Source organism: Prevotella phocaeensis, assembly GCF_900065875.1.
In the GTDB taxonomy this organism is placed as follows: Bacteria; Bacteroidota; Bacteroidia; order Bacteroidales; family Bacteroidaceae; genus Prevotella; species Prevotella phocaeensis.
Genome location: NZ_LT160615.1, coordinates 1 through 21,318 on the forward strand (window position 1 = coordinate 1; position 21,318 = coordinate 21,318).

Annotated in this window: 14 protein-coding genes, 1 tRNA gene and 2 rRNA genes; 9 read left to right on the forward strand and 8 right to left on the reverse strand. The window is 44.4% G+C overall.

Annotated elements, in window-relative coordinates:
* Nucleotides 1-249: 249 nt before the first annotated feature.
* Both BN3912_RS00005 and rrf read left to right on the forward strand, forming a co-directional pair.
* Nucleotides 250-3,202: ribosomal RNA gene (locus BN3912_RS00005) — 23S ribosomal RNA — on the forward strand.
* Between the two features lie 141 nt (nucleotides 3,203-3,343).
* Nucleotides 3,344-3,456, forward strand: a 5S ribosomal RNA gene (rrf, locus tag BN3912_RS00010).
* 198 nt (nucleotides 3,457-3,654) lie between these two features.
* On the opposite strand, the gene BN3912_RS12130 is transcribed toward rrf, so the two are convergent.
* The 3 genes from BN3912_RS12130 to surE form a co-directional block, all read right to left on the reverse strand.
* The gene (locus BN3912_RS12130) at nucleotides 3,655-3,813 is read right to left on the reverse strand and encodes a hypothetical protein (RefSeq protein ID WP_154665137.1); all 159 of its coding nucleotides are present in this window, start codon (nucleotides 3,811-3,813) and stop codon (nucleotides 3,655-3,657) included.
* Between the two features lie 185 nt (nucleotides 3,814-3,998).
* On the reverse strand, nucleotides 3,999-5,192 hold the full coding sequence (lpxB, locus tag BN3912_RS00015; RefSeq protein WP_023984761.1) for a lipid-A-disaccharide synthase: 1,194 nt from the start codon (nucleotides 5,190-5,192) through the stop codon (nucleotides 3,999-4,001).
* Nucleotides 5,193-5,224: 32 nt separating this feature from the next.
* Nucleotides 5,225-6,007, reverse strand: coding sequence for a 5'/3'-nucleotidase SurE (gene surE / locus BN3912_RS00020; protein ID WP_023984762.1), 783 nt, complete (start codon nucleotides 6,005-6,007; stop codon nucleotides 5,225-5,227).
* Between the two features lie 194 nt (nucleotides 6,008-6,201).
* Here surE and BN3912_RS00025 point away from each other — a divergent pair, with 194 nt between their 5' ends.
* Genes BN3912_RS00025 through BN3912_RS00045 form a run of 5 tightly spaced genes read left to right on the forward strand, consistent with a single transcriptional unit; the run spans nucleotide 6,202 to nucleotide 12,337 of the window.
* Complete coding sequence (locus BN3912_RS00025; protein WP_004368332.1) at nucleotides 6,202-6,966, forward strand: ParA family protein; 765 nt, start codon at nucleotides 6,202-6,204, stop codon at nucleotides 6,964-6,966.
* Between the two features lie 53 nt (nucleotides 6,967-7,019).
* On the forward strand, nucleotides 7,020-7,925 hold the full coding sequence (locus tag BN3912_RS00030) for a ParB/RepB/Spo0J family partition protein (RefSeq protein WP_023984763.1): 906 nt from the start codon (nucleotides 7,020-7,022) through the stop codon (nucleotides 7,923-7,925).
* 9 nt (nucleotides 7,926-7,934) lie between these two features.
* A complete protein-coding gene (locus BN3912_RS00035; RefSeq protein WP_023984764.1) occupies nucleotides 7,935-8,660 on the forward strand; it encodes a DUF5683 domain-containing protein in 726 nt (241 codons plus the stop codon).
* A 24-nt stretch (nucleotides 8,661-8,684) separates the two neighbouring features.
* Nucleotides 8,685-10,037, forward strand: a complete 1,353-nt coding sequence (locus BN3912_RS00040) for a lytic transglycosylase domain-containing protein (RefSeq protein ID WP_023984765.1) — start codon at nucleotides 8,685-8,687, stop codon at nucleotides 10,035-10,037.
* A 23-nt stretch (nucleotides 10,038-10,060) separates the two neighbouring features.
* Nucleotides 10,061-12,337: a RelA/SpoT family protein gene (locus BN3912_RS00045; protein WP_023984766.1), complete on the forward strand. Its 2,277-nt coding sequence runs from the start codon at nucleotides 10,061-10,063 to the stop codon at nucleotides 12,335-12,337.
* Nucleotides 12,338-12,905: 568 nt separating this feature from the next.
* Here the strand turns inward: BN3912_RS00045 and BN3912_RS00050 are convergent.
* From BN3912_RS00050 to BN3912_RS00070, 5 genes are all read right to left on the reverse strand, one after another.
* A tRNA-Leu gene (locus tag BN3912_RS00050) sits at nucleotides 12,906-12,987 on the reverse strand.
* Nucleotides 12,988-13,070: 83 nt separating this feature from the next.
* The gene (locus BN3912_RS00055; protein ID WP_023984767.1) at nucleotides 13,071-14,075 is read right to left on the reverse strand and encodes a S41 family peptidase; all 1,005 of its coding nucleotides are present in this window, start codon (nucleotides 14,073-14,075) and stop codon (nucleotides 13,071-13,073) included.
* Nucleotides 14,072-14,884 carry a DUF3316 domain-containing protein gene (locus BN3912_RS00060; protein ID WP_023984768.1) on the reverse strand — a complete coding sequence of 271 codons (813 nt, stop codon included), beginning with the start codon at nucleotides 14,882-14,884 and terminating at the stop codon, nucleotides 14,072-14,074. Before BN3912_RS00060 ends, BN3912_RS00055 begins: the two co-directional genes overlap by 4 nt.
* Complete coding sequence (locus BN3912_RS00065; protein ID WP_023984769.1) at nucleotides 14,868-17,585, reverse strand: DNA gyrase/topoisomerase IV subunit A; 2,718 nt, start codon at nucleotides 17,583-17,585, stop codon at nucleotides 14,868-14,870. The genes BN3912_RS00060 and BN3912_RS00065 overlap by 17 nt, the downstream gene beginning before the upstream one ends.
* A 321-nt stretch (nucleotides 17,586-17,906) precedes the next feature.
* Nucleotides 17,907-18,668, reverse strand: coding sequence for a YaaA family protein (locus BN3912_RS00070; RefSeq protein ID WP_023984770.1), 762 nt, complete (start codon nucleotides 18,666-18,668; stop codon nucleotides 17,907-17,909).
* Between the two features lie 163 nt (nucleotides 18,669-18,831).
* On the opposite strand from BN3912_RS00070, the gene BN3912_RS00075 reads away from it, so the two are divergent.
* A complete protein-coding gene (locus BN3912_RS00075; protein ID WP_023984771.1) occupies nucleotides 18,832-20,373 on the forward strand; it encodes a glycine--tRNA ligase in 1,542 nt (513 codons plus the stop codon).
* Nucleotides 20,374-21,033 (forward strand): BamJ family beta-barrel-assembly machinery protein, encoded by a 660-nt coding sequence (locus BN3912_RS00080; protein ID WP_036859864.1) that lies wholly within the window; start codon nucleotides 20,374-20,376, stop codon nucleotides 21,031-21,033.
* Nucleotides 21,034-21,318: the final 285 nt, after the last annotated feature.

Here is a 21,318-nt window from a genome sequence, read left to right on the forward strand (position 1 = left end):
TACGTTCTTTGACATATTGAAACAAGCAAGACTGTAAAGTAGAAACAGTTTCGATGAGAAACTTGCATGCCGCGGATGTTTAATATTTTTATTATTTTGTCGGCATGCCAACAAGACAGCTGAAAGTATGAGCGTATCCCTTTTCTTATATATATTATTATAATGTTCTTTTTTGTATTGTAGAGTCTTTGGACTGTGCATTTCAGTTTATGTGCATTGTGTTTTTATATGAATTATGGGATTTATCGTAAGAAACGAGATAAGGGCGTATGGCGGATGCCTATGCTCACGGAGGCGACGAAGGACGTGATAAGCTGCGATAAGCCGCGGGTAGATGCAAATGCTCTTTGATCCGCGGATTTCCGAATGGGACAACCCGGCCGTCAGAAGGACGGTCATCGTTAAGTTTGATTAACGAGGCGAACCGAGGGAACTGAAACATCTTAGTACCTCGAGGAAAATAAAATAAAATAATGATTCCCCCAGTAGTGGCGAGCGACCGGGGAATAGCCCAAACCACCTGCGTGGCAACGCGCAGATGGGGTTGTAGGAGCGCGACATTGTACTTTTGATTGTGAGAAGAATCCTCTGGAAAGAGGTGCCATAGAGGGTGATAGCCCCGTATTCGAAGCATGATAAGACATAGCGTCATCCTGAGTACCGCGGGACACGAGTAATCCTGCGCGAATCCGCCGGGCCCATCCGGCAAGGCTAAATACTCCCGTGAGACTGATAGTGAACCAGTACCGTGAGGGAAAGGTGAAAAGCACTTCCATTAGAAGGTTGAAATAGTTCCTGAAACCATACGCCTACAAGCGGTCGGAGCATCGTAAGATGTGACGGCGTGCCTTTTGCATAATGAACCTACGAGTTACCGTCACCGGCAAGGTTAAGGGCCCTGAGGCCTGCAGCCGTAGTGAAAGCGAGCCTTAATAGGGCGATATAGTCCCCTTTGCGGGACAGGACGCACTCTGTGCGTATTAGTCGTTGGTGGTAGACGCGAAACCAAGTGATCTACACTTGTCCAGGGTGAAGTTCCGGTAACACGGAATGGAGGCCCGCACCAATAAGCGTTGAAAAGCTTCTGGATGAGGTGAGTGTAGGAGTGAAAGGCCAATCAAACTTGGAGATAGCTCGTACTCCCCGAAAGGCATTTAGGTGCCGCGTGCAGTGTTCCGCATGAGAGGTAGAGCGACCGATAGGACGCGAGGGCTTCACCGCCTATCAAGTCCTGATGAACTCCGAATGCTCATGCGCTGCAGCTGTGCAGTAAGGGTGCGGGTGCTAAGGTCCGTGCCCGAGAGGAGAAGAATCCGGACCGCCGTCTAAGGTCCCCGAGTTCTGCCTGAGTTAGTCTAACGAAGTCCGGTCCCCGTGACAGCTAGGATGTTGGCTTGGAAGCAGCCATTCATTCAAAGAGTGCGTAACAGCTCACTAGTCGAGGGTCTGGGCGTGGATAATAATCGGGTATAAGGCAGACACCGAAGACGCGGGATAGCAATGAAAATTAAAAGTATCGGTAGGGGAGCATTCCATCGGCGTAGAATGCAGCAAGACGATTTCTGCTGGAGCTTATGGAAAAGCAAATGTAGGTATAAGTAACGATAAGAGGGGTAAGATTCCCCTCCGCCGAAAGACTAAGGTTTCCCGGGCAATGCTGGTCATCCCGGGGTAAGTCGGGTCCTAAGTCTCAGCCGAATGGCGATGGCGATGGCAGAAACGGTTAAAATTCCGTTACTACCTTTAGGTGCGACGTGGAGACGGAGCAGTGACACGGCCGCGGAGAAACGGAATTCTCCGTTGAAGGACGTAGGTGTTGATCGGGGCAGGCAAATCCACCCCGAGAGCCGACCTCCGAAAGTATGCCATTCCCCTTGTGGCTTGGCAATAGTGCCGGTAATCATACTCCCGAGAAAATCCGCTAAGCTTTCTCCTGAAGGTACCCGTACCGCAAACGGACACACGTAGTCGGGTAGAATATACTAAGGCGTTGAGAGATTCATGGTTAAGGAACTAGGCAAATTGACTCCGTAACTTCGGGATAAGGGGTCCTCACGTTCATATGTGAGGCGCAGAGAATAGGTCCAGGCAACTGTTTAACAAAAACACAGGGCTGTGCCAACTCGTAAGATGATGTATACAGCCTGACACCTGCCCGGTGCCGGAAGGTTAAGAGGAGAGCTCACTCGTAAGAGGAAGGTTTGAATTGAAGCCCCGGTAAACGGCGGCCGTAACTATAACGGTCCTAAGGTAGCGAAATTCCTTGTCGGGTAAGTTCCGACCTGCACGAATGGTGTAATGATCCGGACACTGTCTCAACCATGATCTCAGTGAAATTGTAGTATCGGTGAAGATGCCGATTACCCGCGATGGGACGAAAAGACCCCGTGAACCTTTACTACAGCTTAGCATTGACCTTGGTCATCCGATGTGTAGGATAGGCCGGAGGCTTTGAATCAGGCGCGCCAGCGTTTGTGGAGCCCTCCTTGAAATACGGCCCTTTGGCTGTCTGAGGTCTAACGCGCTTTTAGCGCGGACACTGTTTGGTGGGTAGTTTGACTGGGGTGGTCGCCTCCAAAAGCGTAACGGAGGCTTCCAAAGGTGCCCTCAGGCCGTTTGGTAACCGGCCTACTTAGAGTGCAATGGCATAAGGGCGCTTGACTGGGAGGCAGACATGCCGATCAGGCAGGAAACTGGGGCATAGTGATCCGGTGCACGTGTATGGAAACTGCATCGCTCAAAGGATAAAAGGTACTCCGGGGATAACAGGCTGATCCCCCCCAAGAGCTCATATCGACGGGGTGGTTTGGCACCTCGATGTCGGCTCGTCACATCCTGGGGCTGGAGAAGGTCCCAAGGGTTGGGCTGTTCGCCCATTAAAGTGGCACGCGAGCTGGGTTCAGAACGTCGTGAGACAGTTCGGTCTCTATCTATCGTGGGCGCAGGAGTTTTGCGTGGATCCGTCACTAGTACGAGAGGACCGTGACGGACGGACCTCCGGTCTGCCGGTTGTGCCGCCAGGTGCACCGCCGGGTAGCTGCGTCCGGTCGGGATAAGCGCTGAAAGCATCTAAGTGCGAAGCCCTCCTCAAGATTAGAACTCCTTTTTCAGGGTCGTCCCAGACGAGGACGTTGATAGGGTGCAGGTGTAAAGACGGCGACGTCAAAGCCGAGCACTACTAATAGCCCGAACCGTTTTTTTCGCATGACCTCATGCTTTGATCTGTTATTTGTTTTTCATGCGTGACTTCGGGAAGCTTCTTTGCTTTCCCTCTGCTGACAGTCTTTGCTTTTTCGATATATCACCCATATCGTCCTTTTTTTTGTGTGGGACGAGATGCCTTTTAGGTGGTTATTGCGGCGGTGTTCCACCTCTTTCCATTCCGAACAGAGCAGTTAAGCCCGCCTGCGCCGATGGTACTGCGCTTGAATGCGGGAGAGTAGGTGGCCGCCTTTTTTGAGTTTTGCGTCCGTGCGGGATAACCCCCGTGCGGACGCTTTTTTATATACAATCTATCTATACTTATTGTCTGAATACGAGTGGTTGACACGATGAACCACGGAGGTTGACACGATGAACCACGGAGGTTGACGCGATGAACCACGGAGGTTGACATCGTGAACCACGAAGGTTGACACGATGAACCACGGAAGTTTACACGATGAACCACGGAGGTTGACGCGATGAACCACGGAGGTTGACACGATGAACCACGGAGGTATTTGTGACTGTGAGAATGCTTCTAAAAGAAACGATGGCTCCGTCTACTAATCCGCTTAAGTTTCTGGTGCTATGGATATTAGTGAAAGCCATGTGTATGCCAATTGAAAAATAGGTATAAGAATAAAAGAAGTTATGTCTGTGCGAGATATTATTGTTATTCTTTCAGCTTTTATATGGTTGTAAACTACTTGTGATCAATAATTTATTTTTATTATGACAGCATGATAGGAAAAATAATAAAAACGTATAGTATTTATAGAGAAGATGTTTTTACGTTAATCACTATATCCGTTGTAGTTTTCTTTAAGTAAGCTAACCATGATGCGGGCGGCGTTATCGGGTGCCACTTCATCTCCGAGTCGGCGGTATACCTCTTGATAAGCCTGCAACATGTGGTCTCTATCCACGCTACCCGGCAGTATCTTGCCGAGTTCTGATGCAATGTTCGTTTCAGAAAAACGGTCGGCAAGCAACTCGGGTACAATCTCTCGGTCGGCTATCAGATTGACGAGCGATATATATTTTACCTTGATGATGTGGTTGAATGCGAAGCGGATGAGATGTGGTACGGGTGTTTCGTAGCACACCACCTGAGGAACGTCGAACATGGCCGTCTCGAGTGTTGCCGTTCCGCTCGTTACCAGTGCCGCCGTGGCGTGCGAGAGAAGAGCGTAAGTTTCGTTTCTCACCAATCTCACTTCCGTGCCCTCTATAAATCGTGCGTAATAACCGTCGTCGATGGAAGGCGCACCGGCAAGTACCATCTGATAGTCGCCGTATCTGCGGGCAGCCACTATCATGGCTGGAAGGTTATCTTTTATTTCCTGTTTACGACTGCCGGCAAGCAGTGCAATGATAGGTTTGGCGTCGATAGGCACTGCCTTTACCGAAGATATGGCATTGATTTCGTTCATTCGTTTGGCGAAATCGGCCTGTGTCTCATGGTATCCGGAGCGAAACCTCCGCACCTCGTCTGCTGTAGGATTGCCCACATAATGTATGGGGAAACGATGTTTCTGCTCGTAAAACGCCACTTCGAACGGTAATATGGAGAAAAGTTCGTTCACGTCTCTCTTGATACTTTTGATGCGATACTCTTTCCATGCCCAGATTTTAGGCGATATGTAATAGTACACGGGGATGGAAGTACGGGCATGAAGATACTTGGCTATGTTGAGATTGAAGCCCGGATAGTCTACCAAAATCACGACATCGGGCTGCCAGACGGTAATGTCGTGCTTGCACATTGCCATGTTTTTGAAAATTGTGCGCAGGTGCAACAGCACGGGAACGAACCCCATATAGGCGAGTTCCTTATAATGTTTCACGCGCGTTCCGCCCTCTGCAGCCATTAAATCACCGCCGAAGAAGCGGAATTCGGCACGACTGTCAATCTTCTTGAGCGAGTGCATGAGGTGCGAGGCATGTAAATCGCCGCTCGCTTCGCCCGCAATAAGATAATATTTCATAAAGCCCGAGTTCCTTTTTATTATTCATCCGATTACAATTTCTCAGCATTAAATACGGCTTTGGCGTGTTCCATGTAATCGTATGCCGTAACGTCCATTCTTGTAGGGGTGATGGCCACGTAACCTTGGTTGAGTGCTGTGCGGTCGGTGTCTGTGGCTTGCGGCTCGTCATTATGGTACTCTCCAACCATCCAGTAATAGTCGTAGCCGTGAGGATGATGTGCCGTTACTACTTCATTGATCCAGCTTCCGAACGCCATACGGCACACTCTAATGCCCTCGAACCGCTCACGTGCGGGGAAATTCACATTCAGACAAACACCTTTGGGCAGACCTTCGTCGAGTACGCGCAGTACAATCATTTTTACAAAAGGGCGCAGAGGTTCGAGATTGGCGTCTTCATTGCAATAGCAAGAGGAAAAAGCTATTGATGGGATATGTTTCATACATCCCTCCATGGCTACGCCCATAGTGCCCGAATAATGGGTATTTACCGATGAATTGTCGCCGTGGTTGATACCTCCGAGTATCAAGGCAGGTTTACGTTGTTGGCAAAACTGATCGAGTGCCAGCTTTACGCAGTCTACCGGTGTTCCGCTGCACGACCACACATCGGCAGCACCTATGTTGCGTCTGCGCTTAAGCCGTAGGGGCGAGGCAGCCGAGAAAGCGCACGAATAACCCGAACGTGCAGACTCCGGAGCACATACCAACACATCACCTATTCCGCTAACCATATCCACAAGTGTACGAATACCGGGGGAATGGTAGCCGTCATCGTTCGAAATAAGTATAAAAGGCTTGTTCTGAGTCATGATCCGTAATTTTAAAGAATGGTCCAATAAACTCCGTTAAAATGTCTATCTTTAACAGAGAAAAACACTTCCCATGCGTGAAACATTGTTTGTATTATTTTTGTTGCAAAAGTACGAAAAAAGGTTTAATTTACGACATTCTCGCATAAAATATGTAACTTTGCACACTAAGTATAGTTTGAAAGTCTGATAAAATGGGAAAAATAATCGCATTAGCAAACCAAAAAGGAGGGGTAGGCAAAACCACTACTACAATCAACTTGGCCGCCTCGCTTGCTACTTTAGAGAAATCAGTGCTCGTAGTAGACGCTGATCCGCAGGCAAACGCATCGAGTGGCTTGGGTGTTAATATTAAAGAGGTGGATTGCTCGCTCTACGAGTGTATCATAGACCATGCCGATGTGAGAGATGCCATCTACACTACCGATATCAACGGGCTGGATATAATTCCGAGTCATATAGATCTTGTGGGAGCTGAAATAGAGATGCTTAATTTGGAAAGCCGCGAAAAAGTAGTCAAAAAGCTACTCGATCCGATCAGAGGCGAATATGATTATATCCTGATTGATTGCAGTCCGTCCCTCGGATTGATTACAGTAAACTCGTTAACAGCCGCCGATTCCGTCATTATCCCTGTGCAATGCGAGTATTTTGCACTTGAAGGAATTAGTAAACTGCTCAATACTGTGAAGATTATCAAGAGCCGTTTGAACCCTAAACTCGAAATAGAAGGTTTTCTATTGACTATGTATGATAGTCGTCTGCGCCTTGCCAATCAAATTTACGATGAGGTAAAGCGCCATTTTCAGGAACTGGTTTTCAAGACAGTTATTCAGCGTAATGTGAAATTGAGCGAGAGTCAGAGCCACGGATTGCCTGTAATTCTATACGATACCGATTCGGCCGGTGCCAAAAATCACTTGGCTTTAGCAAAAGAAATTATTAATAAAGACCGCTGATCAAGGTCGGTCTGTAAGAAACTATACATACCATTCATTATCATAAACACAAAATGGCAGTACATAAGAAATATAGTTCTTCTACAAAAAACAATGCGCTCGGTCGCGGACTTGATGCACTAATCTCTACAGAAGGAGTACGTACACAAGGCAGTTCTACTATCAATGAGATTGCTATAGACGAAATAGAGGCAAATCCGAACCAACCTCGGCGTGAGTTCGATGAAGAAGCATTGAGAGAATTGGCCATGAGCATTCGCGAAATCGGTATCATACAGCCTATTACATTGCGCCAAGTAGCAGGTAATCGTTTTCAGATCATTGCCGGCGAACGTCGTTGGCGTGCTTCGCAATTGGCCGGACTGAAAGCTATCCCTGCCTACATACGTACTATTGATGATGAAAGTGTGATGGAAATGGCATTGGTGGAGAACATCCAACGTGAAGACTTGAATGCCATAGAAATAGCCTTGGCTTACGAACACTTAATGGAAGATACAGGCATGACACAGGAGAAAGTGTCGGAACGTGTTGGAAAAAGCCGTACTGCTATAGCTAACTACCTGAGACTGCTGAGACTGCCGGCACAGGTGCAAATGGCTTTACAGAAAAAAGAAATAGATATGGGCCACGCCAGAGCATTGCTCTCATTGGATAGTCCGTCGCAACAAATAAAAGTCTTTAATGAAGTTCAGAAGAATGGTTTCTCTGTACGTAAGGTCGAGGAAATTGTAAAACAGTTGAAGAGTGGTGAAGATATTCAGGCCGGAAACAAGAAGATCGTAGCTAAGACGAAGATGCCCGAAGAATTTATTGTGCTGAAGAAACAACTTTCTCAATTTCTCAATGTCAAAGTACAGCTAACCTGTTCGTCCAAAGGAAAAGGTAAAATAAGTATACCATTTGCTAATGAAGAGGATTTGGAACGTATCATGCACATCTTCGATAAACTGAAATAAAAGAAAGATTTGAATACGGTTTGTATAAAACACATATTTATCTGTTCGCTTATAAGTGTTCTATCGTGGCTTACTGTATCGAATGTGTCGGCACAGAGCGATACTATGCAGATGAATACCAACAGCAAAAAAACAGATATTAATATCGGAAAGATGCCAATGCCGGAGGATAGTTTGCAGTTGATCGGTACGGATAGTATTGTCAAGAAACACAAGCGTGATTGGAATACATGGCGTCCTATACCGAAACGTGCACTATGGTTGGCACTTGTACTACCCGGTGCAGGACAGATATACAACCGTAAATATTGGAAATTGCCGATCGTGTACGGGGGCTTCGTGGGATGTGTTTACGCTATGCGATGGAACAATCAGATGTATCATGATTATTCGCAGGCATATATGGACTTGGTAGATAATGATTCTCAAACGCATAGTTACGATCAGTTTCTACATCTTGGAAATAAAATCACACCGGAAAATATAGAAAGATATAAAGAATTATTCAGAAAACGCAAAGACCGTTATCGCCGTTGGCGCGATCTAAGTATATTTACCATGATCGGTGTGTATGTCTTATCGGTTATCGATGCTTATGTAGATGCATCGCTTTCTGAATTTGACATATCCGATAATCTTACACTTCGGGTATCACCTACTATTATTAACAACAATACCGAACGAAATCCGTTCAATTCTGCAGGGTTGGGACTGCAATGCAGTATAAGTTTCTAAAAATATAGAATACAAGATATTAGAATGAAAAGAATAAAATTACTGATAGTAACATTATTTTTACTCGGCGTCGGAAACATACAGGCACAAATTGACAATGATGAAACAGAAATAACTGTTACTAATCAGCATGGACAGAAAGAGGTTATTGATCTACCGGAAGCAATGACATCTTCGGTAGATAGTCTGTTGCATTTATATAATACACGGACTTATCTAAAGCCCGACAGTAATTGTAATATGCCAGATATTAATCCGGTATATGCTAAAGAGGTGTATAAAGAACGTCTCCGAAAGCTACCGACCATTATCGAAATGCCGTATAACGATGTAGTACAGAAGTTTATTGATCGATATAGCGGAAGATTGCGTCGCTCTGTTAGTATTATGCTTGGAACCACTAACTTTTATATACCCATTTTCGAACAGGCGCTTGAAAGTTATGGATTGCCTTTGGAACTTAAATATCTTCCTGTCATTGAATCGGGATTGAATCCAAAGGCTGTGTCGCGTGTAGGTGCTACCGGCCTATGGCAGTTTATGCTCACAACAGGTAAGAGATACGGTTTGGATGTTAATTCTTTGGTAGACGAACGTCGCGATCCTGTAAAATCTTCTTATGCTGCAGCACATTATTTGAGTGATCTCTATAAGATATTCGGTGACTGGAATCTTGTGATTGCCGCTTACAATTGTGGCCCTGATAAAATAAACAAGGCCATACACCGGGCTAAGGGTGAGACTGATTATTGGCAGATATATCCTTATTTACCTAAAGAGACACGTGGGTATGTACCGGCATTTATTGCTGCCAACTATATTATGAATTATTATTGTGATCATAATATATGTCCGATGGTAACCGAATTACCAGTAAAAACCGATACTGTAGTGGTGAATCGTGATCTATATTTTGATCAGATTGCCCATGTTCTCGGTATTAATGCAGACCAATTACAAGATTTGAATCCGCAATATCGGCATAATGTAGTGAATGGAAATGCTAAGCCTTCTTCGTTGAGATTGCCATCTATGATGATCAATTCATTCATTGATATGGAGGATTCTATCTATGCTTACAAACCGGACAATTTGCAAACTAAGCGTACAGAAGTAGAAGTAAATGATGAAGTTCCTGCCTATACATATGTTCGTTCTTCGTATAACAGAGGGAAGAGTACGAAAAAAAATCGAAAGAGCAACAAGCATAGTAAGAGCAGTAGGAATGCTAAAGGCGGTAAGAGTATAACTATACGTGAAGGAGATACGTTATCTGAAATAGCAGCGCGCAACCATACAACGGTGAAAAAGCTGAGAAAATTGAATGGTATTAGCGGTTCGAACATTCGTGCGGGGAAGAAGATAAAGGTGAAATAACATCAAAGAAAAGGAGCGTTGGCATGGAAGACATGATGCAGAAAGAAAAGGAAAGAGAAACTGCTGAGGATAAAAAGATCAATGATGCGTTCCAACATTTGCTGGATACGTACCTTGCTTCACGCCATCGTAAAAAGGTAGATATTATTACCAAAGCTTTTCATTTCGCTAAACAGGCACACAAGGGAGTACGGAGATTGTCGGGAGAGCCCTATATTATGCATCCTATTGCCGTAGCACAGATTGCCTGTGAGGAGATGGGACTCGGTTCCACAAGTATCTGTTCGGCACTGCTACACGATGTAGTAGAAGACACAGATTATACAGTTGAAGATATAGAGAATATTTTTGGTCCTAAAATTGCACAAATAGTTGATGGATTAACTAAAATATCGGGAGGTATTTTTGGTGATAAAGCTTCGGCACAGGCAGAAAACTTTAAGAAGTTGCTCCTTACGATGAGTGATGATATCCGAGTTATCCTTATTAAAATATGCGATCGTCTGCACAATATGCGAACTTTGGATAGTCAACCTGCAAATAAACAATATAAGATTGCAGGCGAAACAATATATATTTATGCTCCATTGGCCAATCGGCTTGGATTGAATAAGATCAAGACAGAACTTGAGAACCTGAGCTTTAAGTTCGAACATCCGCAAGAATACGAGAATATCACTAATAAACTTTCGTTTACAAAAGAAGAGCGTGATAAGCTCTTTCTTCAATTTACCGCTCCTATCCGAGAAGCCCTCGACAAGATGGGTATAGAATATGAAATCAAAGCGCGTGTGAAAAGTCCTTATTCCATATGGAATAAGATGCAGACTAAGCATGTAACATTTGATGAAATCTATGATATTCTTGCTGTGAGAATTATCTTCACACCTAAAGTTCGTGAAGAAGAAATCAACGAATGCTTTCAGATATATGTAGCTATCAGCAAGATATATAAATCGCATCCCGATCGCTTGCGAGACTGGCTCAATCATCCAAAAGCCAATGGTTATCAGGCTTTGCACGTTACACTGATGAGTAATCAAGGACAATGGATTGAAGTTCAGATTCGAAGCGATCGTATGAATGAAATTGCCGAACAAGGGTTTGCTGCTCATTGGAAATATAAAGAAGGTGGGGAAATTACCGAAGACGAAGGTGAACTGAATGACTGGTTACGTACCATTAAAGAGATTTTGGATGATCCTCAGCCCGATGCTATGGATTTTCTCGATGCTATCAAATTGAACCTCTTCGCTTCCGAGATATTCGTTTTCACACCGAAAGGAGAAATCAAAACCATGCCTGCAGGATGTACAGCATTGGATTTCGCTTTCCAAATACATACGTTTCTTGGTAGCCATTGTATTGGTGCTAAGGTAAACCATAAGCTTGTACCGCTGAGTCATAAACTTCAGAGCGGAGATCAGGTGGAAATTCTTACAAGTAAGTCGCAACACGTACAGGCTTCATGGATTAACTTTGTCTCTACGGCCAAAGCCAAAGCCAAGATACAAGCTATACTAAGGAGAGATAACCGAGAAATACAAAAGAAAGGTGAAAATATATTATCAGAATGGCTGAAAGATAATGAAATGGAGCTAACCATATCCATTATCGATAAGCTTTGTGCTTTTCACGATATTCAGAAGCACGAAAGCCTATTCCTTGCACTTGGTGAGAGGGCAATTGTTTTAGGAGAAAAAGATCGTGATGAGTTACTTGGCAAGGTAAAGAAAGAAGCGATGACAGGTGGATGGCGTCGTTATGTACCTTTCCTCGGGCATGATAAGAAAACCGAAAAAAAGCAAGAAGAAGGAAAAAGGCTCTTTGTTGTAGGTAAAGACTTTAACAAAAAGAAGCCGGTTATCATTTCTGAAGATAATATTGATACTTTCATTTTCCCTAATTGCTGCCATCCGATACCCGGCGATGATACTTTAGGTTACATAGACAACAAGAACCAAATAGAAATTCATAAACGTGCTTGTCCCGTGGCAAGTAAACTGAAATCAAGTTTTGGTAACCGTATTCTCGATGCTAAATGGGACATGCACAAACAATTATATTTCAATGCAACAATCGAAATACAAGGTATCGATCGTAAGGGAATGCTGCAAGATGTAGCTGAAATTATTTCAGGGAAGCTCAATATCAACATCCAAAAGATAACGATCTCAAGTGATCAAGGTATTTTCGACGGTGTCATCGAAGTAAAGGTACACGATCGTGACGAAGTAAGAATAATTATTGAAAACCTGAAAAATATCAAGGATTTGCAGGAGATCCAACAGATTATATAACTGTTACATACATAGCGTTAATCAAAGGTAATTCTGAACAGGCTCTCATTATTACAATGATCAAAATACAGATCAAGAACCTCATGAAGGATTATAAAAGAGATGATAAAATTATTTTTGGTATAAATTTTATGCGCTAAATTTATTCTTATCAATGATATATATCGGTGCTGAATAATAAGAGCAATGTAAAATATCTACTTTATTGTGTATACTCCTATGCCTTTGTTATTTTTTCTTTCATAGTATCATAAAATGGAAAAGTTATTGATTACAAATTATTTATAATGGTATGAAAGCCGATGACATGACAGTAAATATCGAACGAGTGCCTTTCTCTGAATTTATTAGAATATATAATTCGGAATTTCTACTATAGATTGACGGTTTTTACTCCTTTCCCTTTATATCTCATTTGCTACAGCGAAGGGTGTGATTGCCAAGATGGCGTTTCCTCTTTATTTTATTCTAAAGTGATTAGTGGATAAATGGAATGCCAATATCCATACCAAGAGCAAGATACAAAAAACTAAATAGTTGTAAATTAACTATTTAGTTTTTATTCCTGTGCGCCTGATAGGACTCGAACCTACACGTCGCAAAACACCAGATCCTAAGTCTGGCGCGTCTACCAATTCCGCCACAAGCGCGATGTGACTGCAAAGGTAGTTATTTTTATAGGATTTGCCAAGAATATTTCGAATTATTATCTATCGCCGGATTATAATCCGGGTTATTTGCACGATAGGAGGGCCCTTGCGTATTCGATGATAGTGTCTTTGCCTTTTATGAAGTCGTCTGCTGTGAGCGATACGTTATGATGGGGCTCTATTCCAAACTCGCTACTTTCTTTATTCTTGTCGTACATGGGGCATGCCGAGAAGCGTACGCTCCATCCGTTTGGCAATTCGCTCGAGAAAGGTAGTCCTGCTCCGCCGCCGGTTTTATCGCCAACCACGGTTACGAACGGGCACTGTTTCATGTATTTTACAAATTCGTTGGCAGCGCTGTACACCGATCGGTTGGTCAGTACTACTGCTCGTTTTTGCCAGCGCAGGCCGTTACCGGGCTTGAGCCATTGCTCTTTCATCGATGAAAAGTCGTTGTGTCCCTTTCCGATTTTATGCTGTATGTAACCGACCAATATTCTATTGTTGGTAAATCGCGATGCAAGCGTTTCAGCGCTTGTAAGTTGTCCTCCTGAATTGCTGCGTATATCGATAATGAGCCCGTTGCATGGTGCCAGATAGAGTAATATGTCGTCGAGACTCCCTGTACCGATACCGTTTGCAAAAGAACTGCAGCGGAGATATCCGATGTTGTCGTCGAGAATACGATACTGAATTCCCGAGGCAATGTGATAGTCGGTTCCTAAATATTTCCTTGTCAGTGTGTCGCTGAAGTTGTTCGGAAATTTCTCCCGCCAGCTCCAATAACGTCCTAAATCGAAAGTTGTATAGAGATTTACATGTCCGTCTTTCAGCTCTGAAAGCATATTCGTCAGCACTTCAAACTGCTGCCGTTCGGTCATGCTGCCGTTCATTTGTTTGGCATAGCGGGTGTGTATCTCATTCCAGTCGATATTCTTATAGTTGAAAAAGCAATAATGTTCATCGATGATGTGCCATAATGCTTCGAAATTTCCTTGCGGATTGTCGGTATATTCTTCTTCGCCGATGCAGCTGGTCAGTGCGAACATGACTATAAGGGCATAGATAAACAGAGGCAGTCTTCTCATGGATGTATTTTTATCAGTTGGAATTTCTTCACGATGCCTATCATCAGAGCGTGCGTATAGTGATGATATTTCAATTCGTTTACCTTTGCCTGTCGGTAATCTCCGAGGTATCCGACGCAGACAGTAGTATGGAGTAAATTGAAATCGAAGGTAAGCATCTGGCGCAGAGAGGGCGTGTTGCCCAAATATGTAGGCACGATATTATGGTCGTAGTTGCCCTGTGAGAAAATCTCGTAGTATGACTGTCCGTAATTGGGGGAAAACATAATGCCTGCAAGAGGAAAACATATTTCGCACCTCACATTGTGATAACCGCGGCGTATTCTGAATTTATAGTTGGCAGAAGCCGATGCGGCAATGCCAAATTGTGCTTTTGCCTGTGCCGGATTATTGGAGTTGCGCGTATTGTAGAGAAAGCCGACGCCGGTATCTATCATGCCTCCTGCCCTTAGTTGTAGCTTATTTTCCAGCAAGAGCCAGTTGTAATGCCATGCGTATTGGAATGTGTACATACCAAAAAGCTCTCTGCCGTTTCCGGCACGGTTATCGAGCCAAGCAAAACTGCCTTGGTGTACGATTTGTCGTGATATTCTGCTGTCGTCACGCTCGCGGGTAGTGTGCGACAGATAGCTGATTTCCGGCCCGCGATAATTCTCCCGAGAGAGATAGGTGTCAAGGATGTTTGCGGTACTGATACCTATCATCTTCATATTGGTGATGGTTTTGTCGCTGCGAATTGTATCGTATTGTGCCGCCACAACCACGGGGAACAGCAGATTAAGGAGGGTAATGTTAACTTTCCTGCACATTATCGTCTTCTGAGAACAAGCTCAGTTGTCCTGTTATTTCGTCAATTACTTGTTGTTGACTCTTGCCTGCATCGGGATCGAGATTTTCTTCCGATGCGTTCGTTTCATTCGAATTGTCGTCGTCTGTTTCCGGTTCAGGGAGGCGGATAGGCTCTAATTCCGTAATTTTGTCTACTTCCCATGTTGTAATACGTTTGCCCTTGGCCTTGAAGCCTTTTATGCCTACAAACTGTTCAACATCTATCTCCATAGGTTGCCGTGCCGCATCGTTGCCGCCGAATGTAACTTCTATGCGTGGATAAACGGTGTCTGTAAGCAACAAGAGTTTGCTTTCGGCATTCTCGCCAATGTAGTTTTGATGCTTTTTAATGGCCTCCATGCAGAAACGCTTAATATAAGGATAGTTGTTGTTGTCGGCATCGAACAGCACAGCACTCCATACCTTATCCGGATCCCATTTTTCGATAACCTTGATATTATTCTCGTAATGGTTATTCGCATCGAAGTTAGTAATGTAGAAATCGCCGTTATCAAGCACTACGAGAATAGAGTCTTCATCGTTGAACTCACCAAGGAAGCGCCCATGATCTTCATAGTTGATGCGGTTGACATCGGGATCGAACCACACTTTTCGCCCTCCCAATGTACTATGCCCGTGGCTCTTCAAGCCAATGCGATGAATATTTCTCTTGGTTAGCAAATTACCTTTCGAGGCACGTCCCTTGATGATGATTTCCGAAAAGTCTTTCTCCAAGAATATATTCTGTTTCTTCTTTTTCGGATCGGGATCGAGCGTAATCTTGATAACTTCGGCCTCTCCGTTCGGATTTGCCGTGAAATACATCACTTTAGAGCCCGGTGTACCCTGCGTAAGGTCGTATTCTTTATCGCGCGTCATGCTGGTTACGTTGAAGCGCTTGATGAAATAGTAGCCCTGTTTGCCGTCTCTGTAGACTACATTATATATAGTTCGGCGGTCGTTCTTCTTGAAAACCTGTACATGGATAACGTTCTTACCTACGAAAATCTTGTCGGCCACGCGGATAATCTTGTACTTGCCATCGCGGTAGAAGATAATAATATCGTCGATATCAGAGCAGTTACAGATATATTCGTCTTTCTTTAAACCAGTTCCCACGAAGCCCTCGGCACGGTTGATGTACAGTTTTTCGTTGGCTTCCACCACTTTTGTCGCCTCGATTGTATCGAAATTTTTAATTTCCGTGAGCCTCGGATGGTCTTTGCCATATTTGTCTTTGATGAACTGGAACCAACTTATCGTTACTTCAGTCATGTGGTCGAGATCGTGTTTGATATCTTTAATCTCGGCAAGTATCTTTGCAATGAGCTCGTCGGCTTTGTCTTTGTTAAATTTAAGAATACGCTGCATTTTGATTTCCATCAATCTGAGGATATCATCGCGCGTGATTTCACGAATAAAAGTAGGCTTGAACGGTTCCAGCCGGCTGTCGATATGTGCAACGGCAGCATCCATATTCTTGGCTTCCTCGAACTTCTTATCCTTATAAATGCGCTCTTCAATGAAGATTTTTTCCAAAGAAGCGAAGAAAAGCTGTTCGTTCAGTTCCTTCATACGGATGAGCAGTTCCTTACGGAGCAGGCCCATCGTGCTGTCGACACTATGGCGCAGCACGTCGCTCACGGTGAGGAAGCAGGGCTTGTTGTCTTCTATAACGCAGCAGTTCGGCGATATGTTGATTTCGCAATCGGAGAATGCGTAAAGCGCATCTATTGTCTTGTCCGACGAGACACCCGGTGCAAGGTGCACTTGTATCTCAACTTCGGCCGCCGTATTGTCGTCTACCTTGCGTGCTTTTATCTTTCCCTTGTCTATGGCTTTCAGAATAGAGTCGATGAGTGTCGTAGTTGTCTTGCTGAACGGTATCTCCTTAATCACGAGCGTCTTGTTGTCGAGCTTCTCGATCTTGGCGCGTACTTTCAGTGTTCCGCCTCGCTGTCCGTCGTTGTATTTGCTTACATCGATGCTGCCTCCCGTGGGAAAGTCGGGATAAATACGGAAGTCTTCGCCTTTCAGATAGCTGATAGCCGCATCGCAAATATCATTCAAGTTGTGCGGAAGTATCTTCGAGGTCAGTCCTACGGCAATACCTTCTGCCCCCTGTGCAAGGAGTAAGGGGAATTTGACGGGCAACGTGATGGGTTCTTTGTTGCGCCCGTCGTAACTAAGTTGCCATTCTGTGGTCTTCGGATTGAAAACCACGTCTAATGCAAACTTAGACAAGCGGGCTTCTATATATCGGGGAGCGGCTGCACGATCACCTGTCAAGATGTTTCCCCAGTTGCCCTGTGTGTCTACAAGCAAGTCCTTCTGGCCCATCTGCACCAGTGCGTCGCCGATAGAAGCGTCTCCGTGGGGATGAAATTGCATGGTATGCCCCACGATGTTGGCCACCTTGTTGTAGCGTCCGTCGTCCATACGCTTCATGGAGTGCAATATACGTCGCTGAACCGGTTTAAGTCCGTCTTCTATATGCGGCACCGCACGCTCGAGGATTACGTATGAAGCGTAGTCGAGGAACCAGTTTTTATACATTCCGCTTAAATGATGTACGGCCGAGGCATCGAACCTGTCGGCAGGTTTATAGTCGGAATGGCTGTCTGTTTGCAACTCCTCGTTGTCGTTTTCTATAATTTCGTTGTCTTTTATTTCGTCGTCCATGTTATACGGATTTGTCTTTTGTGACTTATGCAATAGTCGCAAAATTAACATAAAACGTTGGAATAAGCAAATAAAAAGAGATAAAAACGAGATGTGCGGAATAGGGGAGGGGCGGGCAGGCTGCCATTTTGCAGCTTATTTCCAGCCGTATTCTCCCCCTATTTGGGGAAGTTAGAGAAGGACCTTACAATCTATTGATTACGAATACATTATAAACATCTTTTATACATCGCCTATCTAAGGTTGTTAGATGGGTAATATAACAAACTCAGATAGTACGTCTAAGGATTACAATCTTATATTTATCCTTCGTATGGGTATTCATCCGACGGAGAAAACAAGATTGTTTACCGTGCTTTCAATGGGATTATAGCAGAAACCTTCGTACTCGAAAGTCTTGATACTTTCGATGTCTTGCAATTTATTTTTTATAACATAGCGCGTCATGGCGCCACGACACATCTTGGCATACACCACGACTGTCTTCAGTGCATCGCCTTTCAGTACCATGAAATCGACTTCTATCACCCTTATTTCGCGCCTTATATGGCGCCAATCGAACAAACCTTTCATTTCTTCGCTGGCTAAGTTCAGCAGTATGCCGTCGTCCTGTTTTACGGAGTCGATAAGAATATTGGTCAAAAGTGGCTTCCAGTAATCGAACATACGCTGGTCTTGGTGCTTTGGGAGCCTTATGTATCCCTCCAATCGATAGTTTTTAATACAGTCGAGTGGTCGCAGCAGTCCGTACAGGAACGATGTAATCCACAGATGCTCCTGCGCAAAGGCGAAGTCGGCTGCGCTGAAATCCTCCGCCCGCAGGTGCTTGTAGGCAATGCCGGTGTAGGAGAGTATGGCAGCAAGTTTAGGTTCCGGCTCCAAAAAAGTGGTGTATCTCATTTTGTTGAGTGCCCCAATCTTACGGTTGATCTTCATCATTTCTGCAAGTTCTTCAGCACTGTATTTCATCATTTCCAAGGCGTTGGCTTCGGCTTCCTGTTGAAATAGCGGTACTGTTTTTACCGTAGGAGTAGCGTGGCTCACGGGTTTCATGTCCTTGGCACAAGCGAGTAATATTTGCATGTGTTATTGATTTTTGTGTGTAAAGGTACAAATAAATAATTTATTTTGTTTTTTCGTATCATGTAGTCTTCTTTTATTTATAAAGTTTTTGCATTTGTTATTAACGGTCTGTCGAAAAATATCTGTACCTTTGCGCGGTAAATAGATTAATAATGTTATAGACATGGCACAAGAAGATGTTTTTAAGAAGATCGTTTCCCACTGCAAAGAGTACGGGTTTGTCTTCCCAAGTAGCGACGTATATGACGGTTTGGCCGCCGTTTATGATTATGGACAGAACGGCGTGGAGCTGAAAAATAATATAAAAGAGTATTGGTGGAAGAGCATGGTATTGCTGCATGAGAACATTGTAGGTATCGATTCGGCCATCTTCATGCACCCAATGATTTGGAAAGCTTCTGGTCATGTCGATGCTTTTAATGATCCCTTGATCGATAATCGCGACTCCAAGAAGCGTTATCGTGCCGATAATCTGATAGAAGATCAGATAGGTAAATACGAAGAAAAGATAGAAAAAGAGGTGTCGAAGGCACGCAAACGCTTCGGAGAGGCATTCGATGAGGCTAAATTCCGTGCTACCAATCCGCGTGTGATAGAGCATCAGCAGAAGCGCGATGCACTGCATGAGCGTTATACTAAGGCCATGCAGGGGCCGGATTTGGAGGAACTGAAGCAGATTATCCTCGATGAAAGCATCGTCGATCCTATCTCCGGTACGAAGAATTGGACGGATGTACGCCAGTTCAACCTTATGTTTTCGACTGAAATGGGCTCCACTTCTGAGAGTACGAATAGGATTTATTTGCGCCCGGAGACGGCACAAGGTATATTCGTAAACTATCTCAACGTGCAGAAGACCGGTCGCATGAAGTTGCCGTTCGGTATCGCACAGATCGGGAAAGCATTCCGAAATGAGATCGTAGCCCGCCAGTTTATCTTCCGTATGCGTGAGTTCGAACAGATGGAGATGCAGTTCTTTGTAAAGCCGGGCACCGAGATGAAGTGGTTCGAGACGTGGAAAGAAACGCGTATGAAGTGGCATCAGGCGCTCGGTTTCGGTGCTGATAACTACCGTTTCCATGATCATGAGAAGCTGGCCCACTATGCCAATGCAGCTACAGACATAGAGTTTAAGATGCCTTTCGGCTTCAAAGAGGTGGAAGGAATACACTCCCGAACGGACTTTGACCTATCGCAACACGAGAAATTCAGTGGGAGACAAATCAAATATTTCGATCCCGAAACCAACGAAAGCTATACTCCGTACGATATAGAAACGTCGATCGGGGTGGATAGAATGTTCCTCAGTGTGATGTGCCATGCCTTTACGGAGGAGACGCTCGATAATGGTGAGCCGCGTGTGGTACTGAAATTACCCGAGGCCTTGGCGCCTGTAAAGTGCGCAGTGCTGCCGCTTGTGAAGAAAGATGGGCTGCCCGAAAAGGCTCGCGAGATAGTAGACGAGCTGAAATTTCATTTCAATACGCATTATGAAGAGAAGGATTCCATCGGGAAGCGGTATCGCCGACAAGATGCAATCGGCACGCCTTTCTGCGTTACAGTGGATCATGACACGTTGAACGACAATAAGGTAACGCTGCGTTTTCGCGATTCAATGGAGCAGGAGCGTGTAGATATTTCGCAACTTCGTGGCATTATCGAGGATAGAGTGAGCATTACAAGTCTTTTGAAGAAACTACAATAAATGAAAAATAAGGTCATATTACATGCGTCGTTGCTGTTTGTAATCGCGTTATCGATGGTATCTTGCAGCGAAAACGATAACAAAGTAGAGGAGTTTGCCGACTGGCAAAACGTCAACGAAGCGTATTTCCAAAAGCTCTATACCGCTACTCAACAGAAGATAGCGGCGGGAGATACGAGCTGGAAGATTATACGCAATTGGTCTACACCGGAGGATAATACCAACTTTAAGGCATCTTCTACCGATCATATCATTGTCCATGTGCTCAATGAGAGTACAAGTACATCGGGGAGTCCTCTATATTCCGATTCTGTAAAAGTGAACTACCGCGGAAGATTAGTACCCTCTGCGAGTTACGCAAACGGATATGTTTTCGACCAAACATATACCGGCACTTACAATCCGCAGACGGCTATGTCGGTGACATTGGCCGTAAGAGGCGTGGTCGATGGGTTTTCTACAGCGCTTCAGAATATGAAGATAGGCGACCGATGGGAGGTTTATATCCCTTATCAGTTGGGTTATCAAACCAGAACTTCGGGCACTGTACCGGCTTATTCCACGCTTATTTTCGACATGGCACTCGTCAGTTTCTACCGCGCGGGAGTAGATGTACCGGAAGTAAGTGCCAAGGCGAACAATCTATGGGTTGAGGAATAAGCGAGACGGGCAAGCGCGATAGTACATATATAATAAGGTGTAAACGCATCATGTACGAGAATATACTCTGCATGATGCGTATTTTTGTTTATCTTGTGTGCGGGCACAATAATGTTGATTTATATCAAAAAACAAGAATATAATATATATTTTCCGTCGAAATTCTTGTGTGTGTCCGCAAACAGGTGTATCTTTGCATCGTCGAAAAGATAAAAGACAACACCGATAGATATTAGAACTTAAGGAAAAAGAAAAATTTGAGAGATAACACAAAAGGTATTAGTA

Coding starts and splice junctions, on each gene's coding strand:
- surE (WP_023984762.1), bottom strand. CDS start 6,007: ATGACTCAGAACAAGCCTTTTATACTTATTTCGAACGATGACGGCTAC.
- BN3912_RS12130 (WP_154665137.1), bottom strand. CDS start 3,813: ATGGCTTTCACTAATATCCATAGCACCAGAAACTTAAGCGGATTAGTA.
- BN3912_RS00065 (WP_023984769.1), bottom strand. CDS start 17,585: ATGGACGACGAAATAAAAGACAACGAAATTATAGAAAACGACAACGAG.
- BN3912_RS00030 (WP_023984763.1), top strand. CDS start 7,020: ATGGCAGTACATAAGAAATATAGTTCTTCTACAAAAAACAATGCGCTC.
- BN3912_RS00045 (WP_023984766.1), top strand. CDS start 10,061: ATGGAAGACATGATGCAGAAAGAAAAGGAAAGAGAAACTGCTGAGGAT.
- BN3912_RS00070 (WP_023984770.1), bottom strand. CDS start 18,668: ATGCAAATATTACTCGCTTGTGCCAAGGACATGAAACCCGTGAGCCAC.
- BN3912_RS00040 (WP_023984765.1), top strand. CDS start 8,685: ATGAAAAGAATAAAATTACTGATAGTAACATTATTTTTACTCGGCGTC.
- BN3912_RS00080 (WP_036859864.1), top strand. CDS start 20,374: ATGAAAAATAAGGTCATATTACATGCGTCGTTGCTGTTTGTAATCGCG.
- BN3912_RS00075 (WP_023984771.1), top strand. CDS start 18,832: ATGGCACAAGAAGATGTTTTTAAGAAGATCGTTTCCCACTGCAAAGAG.
- BN3912_RS00055 (WP_023984767.1), bottom strand. CDS start 14,075: ATGAGAAGACTGCCTCTGTTTATCTATGCCCTTATAGTCATGTTCGCA.
- lpxB (WP_023984761.1), bottom strand. CDS start 5,192: ATGAAATATTATCTTATTGCGGGCGAAGCGAGCGGCGATTTACATGCC.
- BN3912_RS00060 (WP_023984768.1), bottom strand. CDS start 14,884: ATGTGCAGGAAAGTTAACATTACCCTCCTTAATCTGCTGTTCCCCGTG.
- BN3912_RS00025 (WP_004368332.1), top strand. CDS start 6,202: ATGGGAAAAATAATCGCATTAGCAAACCAAAAAGGAGGGGTAGGCAAA.